A 16,013-nucleotide genomic window follows, 5' to 3' on the forward strand; every position below is an offset into this window, starting at 1 on the left:
ATGCCCGCCTTCGCAAACAATATGAACCCGAGCATCATGACAGACGCTGTCCTCTTCCGCGACGCCACCGAAGCCGATCTTTCCGCCATCCGCGATATCTACAATCACGCCGTCGAGCACACGACGGCGATCTGGAACGACACGCTGGTCGATCTCGAAAACCGTCTGGAATGGTTCAGGGCGCGCAAGGCGCGCGGCTTTCCCGTCATCGTCGCCGAAATGTCGGGCAAGGTCGCAGGCTATGCCTCCTATGGCGACTGGCGGCCTTTCGACGGCTACCGCCACACGGTCGAGCATTCCGTCTACGTCGACAAGGATTGCCGCGGTGCGGGCATCGGCCGGCGCCTGATGCGGGAACTGATCGCGCGTGCTGCGGCCGGCAATATCCATGTGATGATTGCCGGCATCGAGGCTGAGAACGCTGCCTCGATCAGGCTGCACGAAAAACTTGGCTTCCGCATCGCCGGCAGATTTTCCGAAGTCGGCACCAAGTTCGGCCGCTGGCTGGACCTCACCTGCATGGAGCTTCGCCTGCCCGGCAAGGTGGATTGATCCGCCTGCCTGGCAAATCCGGACTGGCCCGGCCAAATTGCCCGGACTGCTCAGGCAAGCCATTGTGAACGGCGCGTGCCATCTTTTTATTGTAGTCTGAGCTGTGTAAGAAAGTGGACGGCCTGCTTCGCCAGAGGCGGCCTGAAAGCATCATGGGGGTGAACAGTTCATGGCAATGCACGGATCGTCGCTCGGTCTCCTTGCCCTCGTCCTTTTGGCATTTCCGCCGGTTGCCGCACGAGCCGCCGATTGCGGCAGCCTGGCCTCGCCGAAGCTCGACTGGCAGGAATGCACCAAGAAAAACCTGATGCTGCAGGGCAGTGATCTCGAAGGCGCCAATCTCGTCGGCACCGATTTTTCGCTGACCGATCTCGCCGGCGCCAACGTCATATCCGCCAATCTGGAGAAAGCGACGCTGGTGCGCGCCTCTCTTGAGGGCGCACACGCCGAAGGCGCCAATTTCGCCAAGATCGAGGCCTACCGATCCAGCTTCGCCAATGTCGCCGCCGAGGGCGCGTCCTTTGCTGGCGCCGAGCTGCAGCGCGCCAATTTCGCCGGCGCCCAGCTCTCCGGCGCGAGCTTCGAAAAGGCTGAACTCGGCCGCGCCGATTTCGACAAGGCGGTGCTGACGGGGGTGAAATTCTCTTTCGCCAATCTCTCCCGTGCCGATCTCTCCAAGGCCACCTTCGAAGGCCCGGCGACCTTCGAGCGCGCCTTCATGTTCCTGACCCGCATCGAAGGCCTCGACCTCTCGGGCGCCGCCGGGCTCGAACAGGCGCAGATCGACCTTGCCTGCGGCGATGCCTCGACCAAGCTGCCGGCAGGCCTTTCGGCACCCTCGACCTGGCCATGCCCTGCCGATCACGATTGATTGGGGCTTTCGCGCGATAACCGAGCGCTTGGTAAGGCCCTATGGGCAACAATGGCTGGCGGGCACGCAACGATCTGGCTGGGGACGGCCGGATTCGATTTAGTGTAATAGCAACTCGCCCGTGACGCGACGCCATTCGTTCGGTCAGATCAGCCGCTGGTGGCTATAGCGAACGGAGTGCAGCGGGCTGTTGATCGGTAATGGCTCGGCTGACGTCGCCATTCGCCGGTCGGGACGCCAGGTCGTGGTCGATGTGATGGATCGCCACGGCAATGTTCAGGTGCTCACGATAGCATGACGGATCGGTGGGGTAGGCGGGTCATCCGCCTTTCCTATTCCGGTTCCTCTTCATCCGAACTCAGCAGATCAACAAGCGCAGCAACCCTGCCTGTTGGCAGAGGCCGGCCTTCACCCATCAAGGCTTCGTCGTTGCTGGCCCACGCAAATGCCTCGGCGAGTTCAGCCTGGGTGGCGCCTGTCGCGATGACCTCGGCCACGAGCGTTTCATCGGCAGGCCCGAGGACGGCGATGACGTCCTTTGAAGTCATTGTCATAACCATTTCTCCTCTCTCAAGCTCAGCCCAGATATGGTGGTGCCTTCGAAGAAAGCAATTTTTCGCTGAGAAATTCTCTCCTCTTGAAACGGTAAACTGCTGAATTATATCAGTATTGTCGATCGCCGAGCAGGGATCGACAGGTCCAGGAGACGCCTGTCGCTCTTGGCGTCTCCTGTATCCATGTTGCTTGTAAGGAGGATATGGCTATGAGGACAAACCTCGATTTCTCTCCCCTGATCCGGTCGAGCGTCGGCTTCGAGCGGATGTTGAACGCACTCGAGGCTGCACGCCGCGCCGAGACAATCGACAACTGGCCGCCTTACGATATCGTCAAAACCGGCGAGGACGAATACCGCATCGCCATGGCAGTGGCGGGCTTCTCGCAGGACGAACTGGCGATCATCCAAGAGCAGAACATGCTCGTCGTCTCAGGGCAGAAGGCGAACGGCGAAGATGTTCAATACCTGCATCGCGGCATTGCCGGTCGAAGCTTCCAGCGTCGGTTCGAATTGGCCGACCACGTCAAGGTCGTGGATGCCGGCCTCGTCAACGGTCTGCTGACCATCGATCTCAAGCGTGAAATTCCTGAAGAGATGAAGCCGCGCCAGATCGAGATCGGAACTGGGAATGCAATGCCGAAGGCCGAGACCAAGCAGATCGAGGCCGAGACGCAGGCAGCCTGAGCCGTCAGGAATGCCTGAAAACCACCAGAAAGGAGTAAGCCATGAGTGTTCGTGATTTGATTCCTTGGGGCCGCAACAACGGCCACCAAGTTCCGAGTCTCCTCCGCGAGGACGACCATGATCCTTTCCTGTCGCTCCATCGCGAGGTCAACCGGCTGTTCGACGATGCTTTCCGCAGCTTCGGCTCTGGCCTGCCGTCACTGCGGGGCGCCAGCGGTTTCGGTGCCGGCTGGCCGAGCGTCGAGATCTCCGACACCGATAAGGATCAAGGTGACGGCCGAAGTCCCCGGCCTTGAGGAAAAGGACATCGAGGTCATTCTCGATGATGGCGTTCTGACGCTGAAGGGTGAAAGCGTTCGGAGACGGAAGACAAGGAGAAGCAGTTCTCGGAGCGCTACTATGGCCGCTTCGAGCGACGCATCCCGCTCGGCACCGAGGTCAAGGAAGATCAGGTCGACGCTACCTTCAAGAACGGCGTCCTGACCGTCACCTTGCCCAAGACCGAAAAGGCGCAGTCACAGCTCAGGCGCATCGCCATCAGAAGCTGATCGAAACGAGGGCGGCGGCCGACCACCTGGCGGCCGCCGCTATCATGTCGTCCATGGTGGCATGGAAATTTCCTTCGCGCTTAGTCTCCTCATGGTCGCGGGATCGGCAGATGCCGATCGCAGGTTCAGGCCTATTTCCCAGGCTCGAACACCATGGAGTGGCCGTTGATGCAATAGCGCAGGCCGGTCGGCGGTGGGCCGTCCGGAAAGACGTGGCCGAGATGGGCGTCGCAGCTGCCGCAGCGGATTTCGGTGCGCACCATGCCGTGGGTCGTGTCGCGATGCTCGATCACCGCTTCGGGCGACACCGCTTCGAAATAACTCGGCCAGCCGCAGCCGGCATCGAATTTCGTGTCGGAGCGGAAAAGCGGCGCGTTGCAGCCGACGCAGCGGTAAAGCCCCGTCTCGAACGAATCCCAGTAGGGGCCGGTGAAGGCGCGTTCGGTGCCGTGCTGGCGCGTGATGCGGTATTGCTCAGGGGTGAGCTGCTCTTTCCATTCGGCGTCGGTCTTGTGGATCTTGGCGGTGGTCGCAGTTTCGGACATGAGGTGCTCCTTTCGCCGAGGGGCGGGTTCCGTTTCGCGAGAAAATGTGGTGCGCCGCGTTCACTTCATCAAGTCTCCCGCGGCGCGCCATGAAATTGGCCGCATACCCAATTGGGGGAAGAGGCTTGCTTTTACATCCGTTAGGGGTTTTCTGTTAGGGTTAATGTTGCGTGCATTGGAGAATCACTGGTGTTTGAAACAGCAATCGTCCTGCTCTACGGCTTTGTGGCCGTGGCAGCCATGGCGGTCACACTGTTGGAAGGCTGGGCCAATCATGACGGCTTGACGCTCCATCGTCTCGCCGGGCTCCTCGCTTGCCTGCTCTGGCCGCTGACGCTTCTGGTCTTCATCCTGCACGGCTGCATCGCCCGGCTGCTGACGCGCCTTTCCAGATCGACAGCCTGACCGGCTTCGAAGATCGCCCGCTTCGCCGGACCGGCCGAAATCGCTTGAGACACTCCCTCGTTTCGCCTAAGTCAGAAGACAGGCCGGTTTTCGCCGGCTTTCGTCTGTTGCCTTTCCGGTGTCGCGCGTCTTTTCAGGCGCAAAGGATGCTGTACCGCTTTGAATTGCTGCATAATTTCATTCCTTGAATCGATTCCGGTTTAAGGCGTTATCCAGTAGAGGAGAAGACATGGCCGATGTCACGGCTCTGACATTTCTGGCCCTGTGTCTGCCGCTTGCCGGCGCTCTTGCTGCTCCCTTCGTCATCCGCATCTTCGGCGCAAACGGTGCCTGGCTCCTGGCGATCGCCCCCTTCCTCGCCTTCCTGCATTTCCTGCGGTTCATTCCTCAGATCGCGCGCGGCGAGGTTGTTACCGGCGGCTATTCCTGGGTGCCGAGCTATCATCTCTCTTTCTCCTGGTTCCTCGATGGCTTGTCGCTGGCTTTCGCGCTGCTGATCACCGGCATCGGCACCCTGATCGTGCTTTATGCCGGCGGGTATCTCAAAGGACACAAGGATCAGGGCCGCTTCTTCTCTTTCATCTTCCTCTTCATGGGCGCGATGCTCGGCGTCGTCGTTTCCGACAGTTTCCTGATGCTCTTCGTCTTCTGGGAGCTGACGTCGATCACGTCCTTCCTGCTGATCGGTTTCGATCACGAGCGTGAGGCGGCTCGCCGCGCCGCCCTGCAGGCGCTTGTTGTGACCGGCGGGGGAGGGCTCTGCCTGTTGGCCGGCCTGCTGCTGCTCTGGAACATCTCTGGCGTCACGGAGATGTCGCAGCTCATCGGCGCCGGCGATATCGTGCGCGAAAGCCCGCTCTATCTCGCAGCGCTCATCCTGGTCCTCGGCGGCGCCTTCACCAAGTCGGCGCAGTTTCCCTTTCATTTCTGGCTGCCGAACGCCATGGAGGCGCCGACGCCGGTTTCGGCCTATCTGCATTCGGCCACCATGGTGAAGGCAGGCGTCTATCTGCTGATGAGGCTCAACCCCGTCATGGGGGCGACGCCTGCCTGGGAAATCCTTCTGCCCTTCTTTGGCGGGCTGACGTTGGTGGTCGGCACCGCGCTTGCCATCCGCCAGACCGACCTGAAGCTCAAGCTCGCCTATACCACCGTCTCCTCGCTCGGCCTGCTTGTCATGCTGATCGGCTTCGGCTCGGAGCATGCGGTGGAGGCGGCAGCACTTTATCTGGTGGCGCATTCCCTCTTCAAAGGCGCGCTCTTCATGGTCGCCGGCATCATCGACCATGAGACCGGCACGCGCGATATCACCAGGCTCAGTGGCCTTATGCGGGCGATGCCGATCACCTGGATGATCGCGCTTGCGGCCGCTTTCTCCATGGCTGGCCTGCCGCCCTTCTTCGGCTTTCTCGCCAAGGAGGAGATCTATACTGCACTCCTCGGCGGCGGCGTCCGCGCGATAACTTTTACGTCGATCGCCGTCTTCGGCAATGCGCTGATGTTCGCCGTCGCCTTCGCGGTGGCGCTGAAACCCTTTCTCGGCCTGCCGGTGGAGACACCGAAACTTCCGCACGAAGCGCCGGTTCTGCTCTGGCTTGGTCCGGCCGTTCTTGCTGTTCTCGGCCTGCTCGCGGCGATCTTTTCGACCTTCACGCATACCGTCCTGTCCTCGCCGATTGCGTCGGCCATCCGCCAGACACCTGCCGACATCGACATTTCGCTGACGCCGCATATCGGCCTGCCCTTGGCGCTCTCCGCCCTGACCGTGCTGCTCGGCATCGGCGTCTACTGGCAGCTCGATCGCGCCCGTTTCCTGATGGCCGTCTTCCTGCGTTCGATCGGACCTGGGCCGGACCATGGCTTTGATGTCGCTATATCGGGTCTTGTCCGCTTTTCCGGCCGCCTCATGCGTGTGCTCCAGCCGGGGCGGCTGGAGATCTATGTCACCTGCACCTTCCTCTGCGTTGCCGCCATCCTCATCGTCCCGCTCGTCGTCTATGGTGAACTGCCGCGCCTTCCGGCCTGGCCGGCCGATGTCAGGCTCTATGAATGGGCAGTCTTCCTGATCGCCGCCTTCGGCCTTGCCGCCGTGCTGGTTGCCCGTGCTCGGCTGACGGCGATCGTCTCGCTCGGCATCCAGGGCTTCGCCGTCGCCATCATCTTCTTGCTGTTCGGCGCGCCGGATCTGTCCTTCACCCAGTTCATGGTCGAAACCCTTTCGGTGGTCATCCTTGCCCTGGTCATGACCAGGCTTCGTCTTTCTCCCGCCGATCGGCGGCCGCTCGGCCGCAGGCTCTTCGACGGCGCGCTGGCGCTTGCCTGCGGCCTCGGCTTCACGCTTCTGCTGATGCGGGCGACGCAGGCGCCGTTCAACGACGCGCTGACGGCCTTCTTCAACGCCTATTCCAAATCGATCGCCCACGGCGCCAATGTCGTCAACGTCATCATCGTCGATTTTCGCGGCACCGACACACTCGGCGAGATCGCCGTTGTTGCGGTCACCGGCCTTGCCATCCTGGCGCTGATCCGCATTCGCGCCGGCAGCGAGCGCAAGCTTGCCGCTAATGATCCCGCGACGGAGGGCTAATCGCGTGAACACCCTCATCTTCCGCACCGTTGCCCCGTTCCTCACCGCACTGATGCTGCTCTTTTCCGTCTTCGTGCTGCTGCGCGGCCATAACGAGCCGGGCGGCGGCTTCATCGGCGGGCTGATCGCCGCCTCGGGACTGGCGATCTACGGCATTGCCCGCGGCGTTGGCGCCGTTCGCCGGGCACTGTTTTTCCATCCGCTGTCGATTGCCGGCTTCGGCCTGCTCCTGTCGACGGCAGCCGGTCTTCTCTCCATCCTGTTTGCCGTTCCCTTCATGACCGGCCTCTGGATCTATCCGACGCTTTTCGGCGCCGAGGTGCCGCTGTCCAGCGTCCTGCTTTTCGATGTCGGCGTCTATCTCGTCGTGCTCGGCGCCATCACCTCGATCGCACTGGCGCTCGAGGAAAAGGAGGTGGAATGATGGAGCCGCTTCTCGCGATCCTCGTCGGCCTGTTCTTTGCCGCCGCCATCTATCTGATGCTGTCGAAATTCTCGATCCGTATCATGCTCGGCATCGCCATCCTCGGCAACGCCGTCAATCTGCTGCTCTTTACCGGCGGCCGGCTGACGCGCGAAGTGCCGCCGATCATCCCGGTGGGTCTCGACAGCTTGCCCGCAGACACGGCCAACCCGCTGCCGCAGGCGCTCATCCTGACGGCGATCGTCATCTCCTTCTCCTTTCTCGCCTTCCTGCTGGTGCTGACCTACCGCGCCTATCAGGACCTCGGCACCGACGACACCAGCGACATGCGCGCCGCCGAGCCCGACGACCGGCCGCTGCCACCATTGGGGTATTGAGGATGTTGGTGCGGATTCTCACCCCACGGCAAGCCCTCTCTCGCGATAGCGGAGGTACCATCTGATGGCTGCCCCCACCTCTTCCATCGATCTCTCCGCTGCCCGGACCACCACCGCTGTGCGGATGCACACCCCCCTCTGCCCTGCCGGGCATCTCCCCCACAAGGGGAGAGATCGGCAAGTTGCTAAGCTCCGTCGACACCGATTGGCCTTGATCAGTTGGCAGGGTAATGACAGGCGCCACAGAGCTACGGGCGTCGATGCCGATGTTGGGGAAGGCCCTCGCGGCATATCGATCTCCCCCTTGTGGGGGAGATGCCCGGCAGGGCAGAGGGGGGTATCACACGGCAAACCCTCTCTCGCGATAGCGGAGGCGCCATCTGATGGCCGCCCCCACCGCCACCGTCGATCTCTCCGCCGCCCTGATCACCGCTCCGGTGCCGATCGGTCATTGGCTTGCCATCCTGCCGGTCGCCCATTGCATCACGCTCGGCGCCGTCCTGCTGATGCTGCGCGCCTATCCCCGCCTGCAGGCCTGGCTTGCTATTCCGGGTCTTGCGGCGCTGGCGCTGATCGATGCCGCCCTGCTTGCCAAGGTCGCGGCCGACGGGCCGCTGACCATGGTCATGGGCCGCTGGCTGCCGCCTTTCGGCATCGCCTTCACCGTCGATCTCCTCGGTGCGCTGATGGCCTTCACCGCAGCCCTTGCCGCGCTCGCCGGCGGCATCTATGCGCTGGCCGATATCGGCGAAAGCGGCCGGCGATACGGTTTCTTTCCGCTGCTCATGCTGCTGATGGCCGGCGTCACCGGCGCCTTTCTCACCGGCGATATCTTCAATCTTTATGTCTGGTTCGAGGTGCTGCTGATCTCCTCTTTCGGGCTGATCATCCTTGGTTCCGAACGTGAGCAGATCGACGGCGCACTGAAATATGCGGTGCTCAATCTCATCGCCACAACCCTGTTCCTGGTCGGCGTCGGCATCCTCTACGCCGCCTTCGGCACGCTCAATATGGCCGATATCGCTGCCAAAGCTGGGGATTTGCGCGGCACGGCGCCGCTGATGACGCTGGCAAGTCTCTTCCTGCTTGCCTTCGGCATGAAGGCGGCAGCCTTCCCCGTCAATTTCTGGTTGCCCGCCGCCTACCATACGCCGCGCATCGTGGTCTCCGCGCTATTTGCCGGCCTGCTCACCAAGGTCGGCATCTACGCGCTGATCCGGGTGATGGTCATGCTGTTGCCGATGGAGCGCCAGGAATTGAGCCTGGTGATCGCGCTCGCCGCCGCCGCGACCATTGTCGTCGGCGCTCTCGGCGCGCTTGCCGAAAACGATATCCGCAGGCTGTTCGGCTATGTCGTCATATCGGGCATCGGCAACATGCTGGCGGGCGTCGCACTCGGCGGCCTTGGCGGCATCAGCGGTGCGGTCTTCTATGCGCTCCATTCCATGGTGCTGATGACGGCGCTTTATCTTGCCGCCGGCGAGATCGCCCGGCGCGGCGGCGGCTTTTCGCTGTCGGCCCTCGGCGGGCTCTACAGGCAGAGCGGCGGCTTCACCGCGCTCTCCCTCGCGCTCTTCCTTGCCGCCTGCGGCCTGCCGCCCTTTTCCGGCTTCTGGCCGAAGGTCATTCTCGTCAAGGCCTCGCTCGATCTCGGTGTCTGGTGGCTGGCGGCCTCGATCCTCCTCGGCGGTTTTCTGACGACGATCGCCTTCGGCCGTCTCTTCCTGCTCGCCTATTGGCGCCCGGCGCCGATAGCCCCGACGCCGATAGCCCTGAGACCGCCCGGGGCCAGGTGGCGCACTGACCTGCCGCTCGCGGCACTGACAGCGCTGGTCGTCGGTTTTGGCATCCTGCCGGAACAGTTGCTGGCGCTGTCGCAATCGGCCGCTGCCGGCCTGGCCGATCCCCGGGCCTATCTTCATTCGGTCTTCCCGGAAGGGCGCGCGCCGTGATCTTCTTCCTCTTCAACCTGTTGCTTGCCATTGCCTGGGTCGCTGTTACCGGCAGCGCCTCGCTGCACAATCTCGTCCTCGGCTTGCTGCTCGGGGCCTTGGCGCTGGTCATCATCCGCGAGTCATTCGGCGGCAAGGGGCATATCCCCCGCGTCCTCCCGGTGCTCTCGCTCGCCGCTCTGTTCCTGAAGGAATTGTCGCTGTCGGCCTGGAAGGTCACGGTCACCGTCCTCTCGCCCGATATGAAGCTGAAGCCCGGCATCTTCGCCTTCCCGCTGACGGTGACAAGCGATTTCGAGATCACTTTGCTCGCAAACCTCATCACGCTGACACCCGGCACGCTTTCGGTCGACGTCTCGCCCGATCGCCGCACGCTCTATGTGCACGCGCTCGATTGTTCCGATCCCGAGACGACCAAGCGTGATATCGCCAACGGTTTCGAACGCAAGATCATGGAGGCCTTCCGGTGATTACGCCTGCTGCCATCGTCGCGGTCGCATCCTCGGCCGCACTCGTCATCCTCGGCCTGGCGCTGATTCTGACCGTCTGGCGCGTCGTTGCCGGCCCGACATTGCCGGACCGCATCCTCGCCCTCGACATGCTGACCGGCATCGCCATCGGCTTCATCGCCGTCATCGCGGTCAAGACCGGTTTTTCGCTTTATATCGATATCGCCATTTCGCTCGGCCTCGTCGGTTTCCTGGCGACCGTCGCCTTCGCCCGATTCGTGCTGTCGCGCGGCAACATCAAATCGAAGCCGCCCGCCACTGCGGCAAACGGCAATACGCAGAAGCGCCGGGCAGGGGGGAAGAAGCGATGATCGATTATATCGTGGCTGCCGTCACCGCCCTGCTGCTGATTGCCGGTGCTTTCTTTGCGCTTGCGGCGGCGATCGGCCTGGTCAGGCTGCCCGATCTCTATACGCGCATGCATTCGGCCTCGAAGGCGGGGACTGTCGGCTCCGGGCTGCTGCTCCTTGCCGCCGGCCTCTATTCAGAGGACCCGGCGATTCTCGCCCGCGCCATTGCCGGTTTCGTCTTCTTCCTGCTGACGGCGCCGGTGTCTGCCCATCTGCTTGCCAGAGCTGCCCATCGTTCGGGATATGATCTCGGTGCACTCTCGGTCCGTGACGATATCAGGGATCGTTGAGCCTATGCTGTTCGGCGACTTTACCAGATTTATGCAAAACTTATGCACAGGAAGCTGTGAGTAAAGCTTGCCGAAGAGCCCCTCAATTCTTCATCTGTCATTTTTTCTCAAGAAAAACGACAAATAATAATTGGCCTTTCGACCAAACGATGGTATTTGAAAATGCAAGTAGAGTTCTGATTGTGGATTGCAATCGTACTGCTCCCAAGTCCCTCAGTTTTGATTTTTAATGTCTAAACTGAGGCCATCGCCTGGGGCATGACGTAGTGGTTTCCAGTCAGGCAGTATAAGAACAGGTCACGCTCTTCGGAATCTAGGGGTGGATTTCGCGTTTTTCGAAACAGAAGGTCGCTTCCTGTGCTTTTGCTGTTCGCTTCTACGAGGCGGGTCTTTGGCGTGTCAGTCAAAGACCGTTTGAGCATGCTAACAGGAGAAAGAATATGACGGATATAGCGACCGGCAATGCGCCGGAGCTGCTTGTGGAACTGACGGCCGACATCGTCGCGGCCTATGTCAGCAACCATGTTGTACCGGTCAGCGACCTGGCCAATCTGATTTCCGACGTGCATTCGGCACTGAGCAACACGTCCGTACCGCAGCCTGCTGCGGCGATCGTCGAAAAGCAGAAGCCTGCAGTTTCTGTCCGCAAGTCCGTACAGGACGAGCAGATCACGTGTTTGGAATGCGGCGGCAACTTCAAGTCCCTCAAGCGTCACCTGATGACGCATCACAGCCTCTCGCCGGAAGAATACCGCGAGAAGTGGGACCTGCCGACCGATTACCCGATGGTAGCGCCCGCTTATGCCGAAGCGCGTTCGCGCCTGGCAAAGGAAATGGGTCTCGGGCAGCGCCGCAAGCGCGGCCGCGGCTGAGCTTTTTCGAAAGCACCGACGACAAAAGCCGGGTCTTGTGCCCGGCTTTTTTGTGTGCCTTTTCAAGACGAAGAAATACTCTTTCCGGTATTTAGAGCCTTTCCGGGTTAGATTGCAGCATTCTGTTGGCTCAAACGGAGTCGGATGGTCGACCGGCCGGCCCGTTTCGGCCGGATGCCACGCCAGCGTAAGCGGTCCCATCTTATGCTTTGCCGACAGGCTTAGAATGTATTCCTATACTATGAGCAAGTGTTAATATACTCGATTGCAGAGCCGGCACCGACCCGCTCGCCCGTCCTGTGGCCCTCAAAGCAGGCCAGCCACGAGCACGGTCAAGCCGCAGCGCGGACCCTTGCCTCTTCGCGGATCCTGTTCACCATCGACCGCAGTCCGTTCGAACGCTGCGATGACAGGTTCTCCACCAGGCCGATCTTCGAGAATATCTCGAAGGCATCGAGCCCGGCGATCTCGGAGGCCGTCTTGCCGGAATAGGTGGCAAGCACGATGGCGACGAGGCCGCGCACGATATGGGCGTCGGAATCACCCTCGAAGCTCATGACGGGATTGTCGGGATCGCCTGCCGTATGGCTCACCAGCCACACCTGGCTGGCGCAACCCATCACCTTATTCTCGGAGGTACGCTTCTCCTCCGCCAAGTCGGGCAGCGCCTTGCCGAGTTCGATGACATAGCGGTAGCGGTCTTCCCAATCGTCGAGGAAAGCGAAGTCGTCGATGATCTGGTCGAGGGATGCCATGCGGAAGCCTTTCACTATTAAAGCAGTTCCAGCAAAAGTGCGCAGCGGTTTTGCGTCCGGAATGCGTCAGGAAGTGCTCTAAGACTGCATATAGGTGAAAGACCGGCAGATTTGAACCGTTAAAAAGAAACGCCGTGAGGGATGGGCATCCTCACGGCGCAGCAACATGCTGAATTAAACAGGGCAGGCACGTCAGGCATGGGGCATCTCCGCGTCACGCGGACCACCGATGCAAGCTGGTTAAGGGTCAGGTCGCCGGCTTCGGCGTCGGCAGCGGAATGGCGCCGGTCACCACCGCCTCAGGCGAGGCATCATCCTCGACCGGCGGACGGTAAGGCATCGGCTGGTTGAGCGCGGCCTTGGCCTCGCGCACCTTTTCCTGGATGGCAGGCGTGGTCAGGGAAGGCATGTTGAGCGCCACCGGCATCTGCGGTTCGGCAAGCCTTGCGGTTGCCGGCGCCTCATCCTTGAACTGGCTGTCGAGAAGTTCGTAGGCGACGTGGGCGCCCTCGCGGGCCCGGTAACCGAGTGCCGTCAAGGTCTCGGCGCCCTTGGCGCAGACCTCGGGCTTTTCCGAGCACATTCCTGTCAGATAGTCATAGGCGCCGCTTGCCGCCGTGAATGCGTCGGAAAGCTGCAATTGCGGACCGCCGGCGAGCTTGTCGGAACTTTCCGTGCTGAAGACGGAAAGAAGCACGAGCACGAGGCCAAACCAGAAGGATCCTTTGATCAGAAACCACATTGTCGTTGCCCATCCTGTTTTCCCTGTCCGGTTCTTGTCGCCGAATCAGGCCGGTTGTCCGGTGTGTTTTCACCCTACCGCCAAGTTGCGAATGCCGCTTTTCGAAACTCACGCGCATTTGCGGCAAATTTAGTTCAAATTTTAGCGAACGGCATTTGAGCCGTATTTTAGTCGAATGCGACCGATCCCCGTTAAGCATCAGGGCAGCACCTGCTTGCAATTGCAGGACTTTTGCCGGCTCGCCTTGCCACAGGAGTTAACGCAATGCTGAAATATGAAGAAAATCCGTCGCTTACCCCCTATTAACCACAAAAGGCAAAGAGCCTTCCAGATGCTTCAAAACGAGAATTTCGGCCGTTTCAGGCTGTGAACAGCGCTTTTGCCTTATCCTTTCTTTAAGTCGCCAAGGCCTATTGTCCGGATCGATAGACAGCCTTTCGGGCGGGTATTGCGTGCGTGTATTGAGTAACATTGGCGGCTGGATGACGGCCCTCGTAGACCGGGCAGCGACAAGCTGGCTCTCCCGGACGGGCGGCGGTGAGGCCGTGCGCCAACGCGAGCTCGCGATCCTGCGCCGCCTCGTGCTGTTCTCGTCGGCCGCTCTCGTTGCCGCTCCTATCGGCCTTTCGGCGGTCACCAGTCCGGCCGTGGCGCTGCCGGCAGGTGTCGCCATGGTCTGCGCCGCCTTTCTCTTTTCCGCCGTCGGCAGCATCGCGCTCGCCCGTCAGGGTTCGTCCGCCGGTATCGCCACGCAGGCGGCCGAGGATTTCTTCCTTGCCGCCACCCCGGGCATCGTCTTCTTCCTCGACCCGCATGGCAGTGTGGCGACCGTTGGTGGTCGCGACCGGCGCGATTTCCTTGCCTGGATGCGCGATCCGAAGGGCAGGGGCTTCCTCGAGCAGGTGCATGTCTCCGACCGCATTCTTTTCCTGCAGGCGCTCGATGGCCTGCGCCGGGGCGAGGATGCTCAGAGCGTCGACCTGCGCCTCGACCGGCCTTCGGTCTCGCGCGATCAGCGCCAGTTCGCTTATCTGAGAATGGACATGACGGCCCGGCGCGATGCCGACGGCGAGCTTGCCGCCATCATTGCCCAGCTGCGCGATGTCTCCGTCGAGCAGCAGCTGCGTGACGAAGCCCAGAACCGCGCGGCCGATGCCGAATCCGCAAATGATGCCAAATCGCGCTTCCTCGCCGCCGTCAGCCATGAGCTGCGCACGCCGCTGAACGCCATTCTCGGTTTTTCCGACATCCTGATCGGCGAATATTTCGGCAAGTTTGAAAACGACCGCCAGCGCGAATATGTCGGCCTGGTCCGCGAATCCGGGGCGCATCTGCTGTCCGTCGTCAACACCATGCTCGACATGAGCAAGATCGAAGCCGGCCGTTACGAGCTGATCCTCGAAGCCTTCGACATATCGAGCTCCGTCAAATCCTGCGAATCGATGCTGGCATTGCAGGCGAAGACCAAGGGCCTCACCCTGACCAGCCGTATCCAGCGCGGCCTCGGCGAGGTCGTCGCCGATCAGCGCGCCATCCAGCAGATCCTCATCAACCTCGTCGGCAATGCCATAAAGTTCACCGAGGCCGGCGGCGTCGTCTCGGTCGATGCGGCAGCGCGTGACGGCATCCTCAAGCTGACGGTCAGCGACACCGGCATCGGCATCCCGGCCGACAAGCTGGCATTGCTCGGCCAGCCCTTCGTCCAGATCCAGAACGATTACACCCGCCGGTTCGAAGGCTCCGGCCTCGGTCTCTCCCTGGTCAAGGGGCTAGTGGCGCTGCATGGCGGGTATTTCGCCATCGCCAGCCAGCCGGGCGAAGGCACGATTATCACCATCGAGATTGCGACGGACGGCTCGGGTGCACAGCACGCCGAAGACGCCGGTCATGGCGCGACTGTCGAGTTTCCGCCGCGGCTGAAGGGCGCGGTCAGTAGTGGTGCAGTATTGGAAGAGGGGCGTTTCGATGGCCGCGCGCAAGCGAAAATCGCCTAAGGGAAAAAGAGGACGGCAGCAGCCGGGCCTTCTGATGTCAGGCGCTGCCGCCCTCGGCGGTCTCGGCCTGCAAGGCGCATCAGTGCTCGGCGGCGTCATCGGCCGCAATCCGTCGGTCGCCGGCGGCACGATCACCTTCGCCGTCATCTTCTCCTTCGTCGCCGCCAATGCGCTCTGGTATCAGCCGGGCCTGCATCCGCATCCGATTTTCCGCACCCGCGATCCGCAGTCTCCGACCGTGATCGGCGCCCGCCGCCCGGCCGAGGAGCAACAGGGCGACGTCACCACCTTCCGGATCGAACGGCCGGAGGATACCGCCACCACGAACGCGACACCGGCGCCTGCCGCACCCGGCCAGCAGCCGAGCCAGCTCGTCATGGACATCCAGCAGCAGCTGGTGCGCCGCGGCCTCTATAACGGCATACCCGACGGCATCATCGGCCCCCGAACCAGTGCGGCCATTCTTTTCTTCGAGGAGACCGTCGGTATGACCCAGACCGGCGATCCGACGCCGGAGGTGCTGGTGGCGCTGAAGACCGATGCCGCCGGCCCCTCGACCGTGCCCGCCGAAAAGCCGCCCGAGGATGTCAGCTCGAAGGCGGCGGCGGAAGACCCGGTGGCAGCGGCGATCCGCAGCGCCGAGAAGACCGTCAAAACGGTTCCATCGGCGGCAAAGCAGGTTCCATCAAGCCAAATCACCAATGTCGACCTGGTGTTGAAGATCCAGAAGGGTCTTTCCAACATGGCCTATGCCAATGTCGGCGTCGACGGCGTCGCCGGCGAGCAGACCCGCGCGGCCATCCGCCATTTTCAGAAGCACTACAACCTGCCCGAAGACGGCGAGCCGAACCAGGCGGTGCTGAAGAAACTCAAGGAAATCGGCGCGATCTAGCCGCCATGATGCCGCACGGTTGGCTTCGCCCTACAACCTAAGTCTAAGGCGCGGCTGTTGTTTGCAACTTATTAACCATGTTGACGGAAGCTTTTCTGATTGGGCGGA

Annotated in this window: 18 protein-coding genes and 1 pseudogene; 15 read left to right on the forward strand and 4 right to left on the reverse strand. The window is 61.7% G+C overall.

The window, feature by feature from the left end:
• Positions 1 to 552, forward strand: coding sequence for a GNAT family N-acetyltransferase (locus BA011_RS02595; RefSeq protein WP_065279343.1), 552 nt, complete (start codon positions 1 to 3; stop codon positions 550 to 552).
• 169 nt (positions 553 to 721) lie between these two features.
• Positions 722 to 1,423, forward strand: a complete 702-nt coding sequence (locus tag BA011_RS02600) for a pentapeptide repeat-containing protein (protein WP_065279344.1) — start codon at positions 722 to 724, stop codon at positions 1,421 to 1,423.
• Positions 1,424 to 1,755: 332 nt separating this feature from the next.
• Here the strand turns inward: BA011_RS02600 and BA011_RS02605 are convergent, their stop codons facing one another.
• Complete coding sequence (locus BA011_RS02605; protein ID WP_017959619.1) at positions 1,756 to 1,977, reverse strand: hypothetical protein; 222 nt, start codon at positions 1,975 to 1,977, stop codon at positions 1,756 to 1,758.
• 209 nt (positions 1,978 to 2,186) lie between these two features.
• Here BA011_RS02605 and BA011_RS02610 point away from each other — a divergent pair, with 209 nt between their 5' ends.
• Together BA011_RS02610 and BA011_RS02615 are read left to right on the forward strand one after the other, a co-directional pair.
• The gene (locus tag BA011_RS02610) at positions 2,187 to 2,663 is read left to right on the forward strand and encodes an Hsp20 family protein (RefSeq protein WP_065279345.1); all 477 of its coding nucleotides are present in this window, start codon (positions 2,187 to 2,189) and stop codon (positions 2,661 to 2,663) included.
• Between the two features lie 41 nt (positions 2,664 to 2,704).
• A pseudogene (locus tag BA011_RS02615) lies at positions 2,705 to 3,211 on the forward strand (Hsp20/alpha crystallin family protein).
• A 131-nt stretch (positions 3,212 to 3,342) separates the two neighbouring features.
• Here the strand turns inward: BA011_RS02615 and msrB are convergent.
• Positions 3,343 to 3,756: a peptide-methionine (R)-S-oxide reductase MsrB gene (gene msrB, locus BA011_RS02620; protein WP_017959622.1), complete on the reverse strand. Its 414-nt coding sequence runs from the start codon at positions 3,754 to 3,756 to the stop codon at positions 3,343 to 3,345.
• A 189-nt stretch (positions 3,757 to 3,945) separates the two neighbouring features.
• Between msrB and BA011_RS02625 the strand changes: the two genes are divergently transcribed.
• The 9 genes from BA011_RS02625 (at position 3,946) to BA011_RS02665 (ending at position 11,522) form a co-directional block, all read left to right on the forward strand.
• Complete coding sequence (locus tag BA011_RS02625; RefSeq protein ID WP_065279346.1) at positions 3,946 to 4,161, forward strand: hypothetical protein; 216 nt, start codon at positions 3,946 to 3,948, stop codon at positions 4,159 to 4,161.
• Positions 4,162 to 4,390: 229 nt separating this feature from the next.
• On the forward strand, positions 4,391 to 6,748 hold the full coding sequence (locus tag BA011_RS02630; RefSeq protein WP_065279347.1) for a putative monovalent cation/H+ antiporter subunit A: 2,358 nt from the start codon (positions 4,391 to 4,393) through the stop codon (positions 6,746 to 6,748).
• 4 nt (positions 6,749 to 6,752) lie between these two features.
• On the forward strand, positions 6,753 to 7,172 hold the full coding sequence (locus BA011_RS02635) for a Na(+)/H(+) antiporter subunit B (RefSeq protein WP_065279348.1): 420 nt from the start codon (positions 6,753 to 6,755) through the stop codon (positions 7,170 to 7,172).
• Positions 7,169 to 7,549 (forward strand): Na+/H+ antiporter subunit C, encoded by a 381-nt coding sequence (locus BA011_RS02640; protein WP_420493421.1) that lies wholly within the window; start codon positions 7,169 to 7,171, stop codon positions 7,547 to 7,549. The genes BA011_RS02635 and BA011_RS02640 overlap by 4 nt, the downstream gene beginning before the upstream one ends.
• A 383-nt stretch (positions 7,550 to 7,932) precedes the next feature.
• Positions 7,933 to 9,501, forward strand: a complete 1,569-nt coding sequence (locus tag BA011_RS02645) for a Na+/H+ antiporter subunit D (protein WP_065279349.1) — start codon at positions 7,933 to 7,935, stop codon at positions 9,499 to 9,501.
• Entirely contained in the window at positions 9,498 to 9,971 is a 474-nt protein-coding gene (locus BA011_RS02650; RefSeq protein WP_029875303.1) for a Na+/H+ antiporter subunit E, read from the forward strand. Before BA011_RS02645 ends, BA011_RS02650 begins: the two co-directional genes overlap by 4 nt.
• Complete coding sequence (locus BA011_RS02655) at positions 9,968 to 10,321, forward strand: cation:proton antiporter (RefSeq protein WP_065279350.1); 354 nt, start codon at positions 9,968 to 9,970, stop codon at positions 10,319 to 10,321. The genes BA011_RS02650 and BA011_RS02655 overlap by 4 nt, the downstream gene beginning before the upstream one ends.
• Complete coding sequence (mnhG, locus tag BA011_RS02660) at positions 10,318 to 10,650, forward strand: monovalent cation/H(+) antiporter subunit G (protein WP_017959630.1); 333 nt, start codon at positions 10,318 to 10,320, stop codon at positions 10,648 to 10,650. Before BA011_RS02655 ends, mnhG begins: the two co-directional genes overlap by 4 nt.
• Before the next feature lie 440 nt (positions 10,651 to 11,090).
• Positions 11,091 to 11,522: a MucR family transcriptional regulator gene (locus BA011_RS02665; protein WP_003557810.1), complete on the forward strand. Its 432-nt coding sequence runs from the start codon at positions 11,091 to 11,093 to the stop codon at positions 11,520 to 11,522.
• Positions 11,523 to 11,854: 332 nt separating this feature from the next.
• Here the strand turns inward: BA011_RS02665 and BA011_RS02670 are convergent, their stop codons facing one another.
• Both BA011_RS02670 and BA011_RS02675 read right to left on the reverse strand, forming a co-directional pair.
• Entirely contained in the window at positions 11,855 to 12,277 is a 423-nt protein-coding gene (locus BA011_RS02670) for a SufE family protein (protein WP_017959631.1), read from the reverse strand.
• 247 nt (positions 12,278 to 12,524) lie between these two features.
• On the reverse strand, positions 12,525 to 13,019 hold the full coding sequence (locus tag BA011_RS02675; RefSeq protein WP_065279351.1) for a DUF5330 domain-containing protein: 495 nt from the start codon (positions 13,017 to 13,019) through the stop codon (positions 12,525 to 12,527).
• Positions 13,020 to 13,432: 413 nt separating this feature from the next.
• Between BA011_RS02675 and BA011_RS02680 the strand changes: the two genes are divergently transcribed.
• Both BA011_RS02680 and BA011_RS02685 read left to right on the forward strand, forming a co-directional pair.
• Positions 13,433 to 15,013: a sensor histidine kinase gene (locus BA011_RS02680; protein WP_237352562.1), complete on the forward strand. Its 1,581-nt coding sequence runs from the start codon at positions 13,433 to 13,435 to the stop codon at positions 15,011 to 15,013.
• Positions 14,985 to 15,905, forward strand: a complete 921-nt coding sequence (locus BA011_RS02685; RefSeq protein WP_065279353.1) for a peptidoglycan-binding protein — start codon at positions 14,985 to 14,987, stop codon at positions 15,903 to 15,905. The genes BA011_RS02680 and BA011_RS02685 overlap by 29 nt, the downstream gene beginning before the upstream one ends.
• Positions 15,906 to 16,013 lie beyond the last annotated feature (108 nt).

Source organism: Rhizobium leguminosarum (assembly GCF_001679785.1).
In the GTDB taxonomy this organism is placed as follows: domain Bacteria; phylum Pseudomonadota; class Alphaproteobacteria; order Rhizobiales; family Rhizobiaceae; genus Rhizobium; species Rhizobium leguminosarum_R.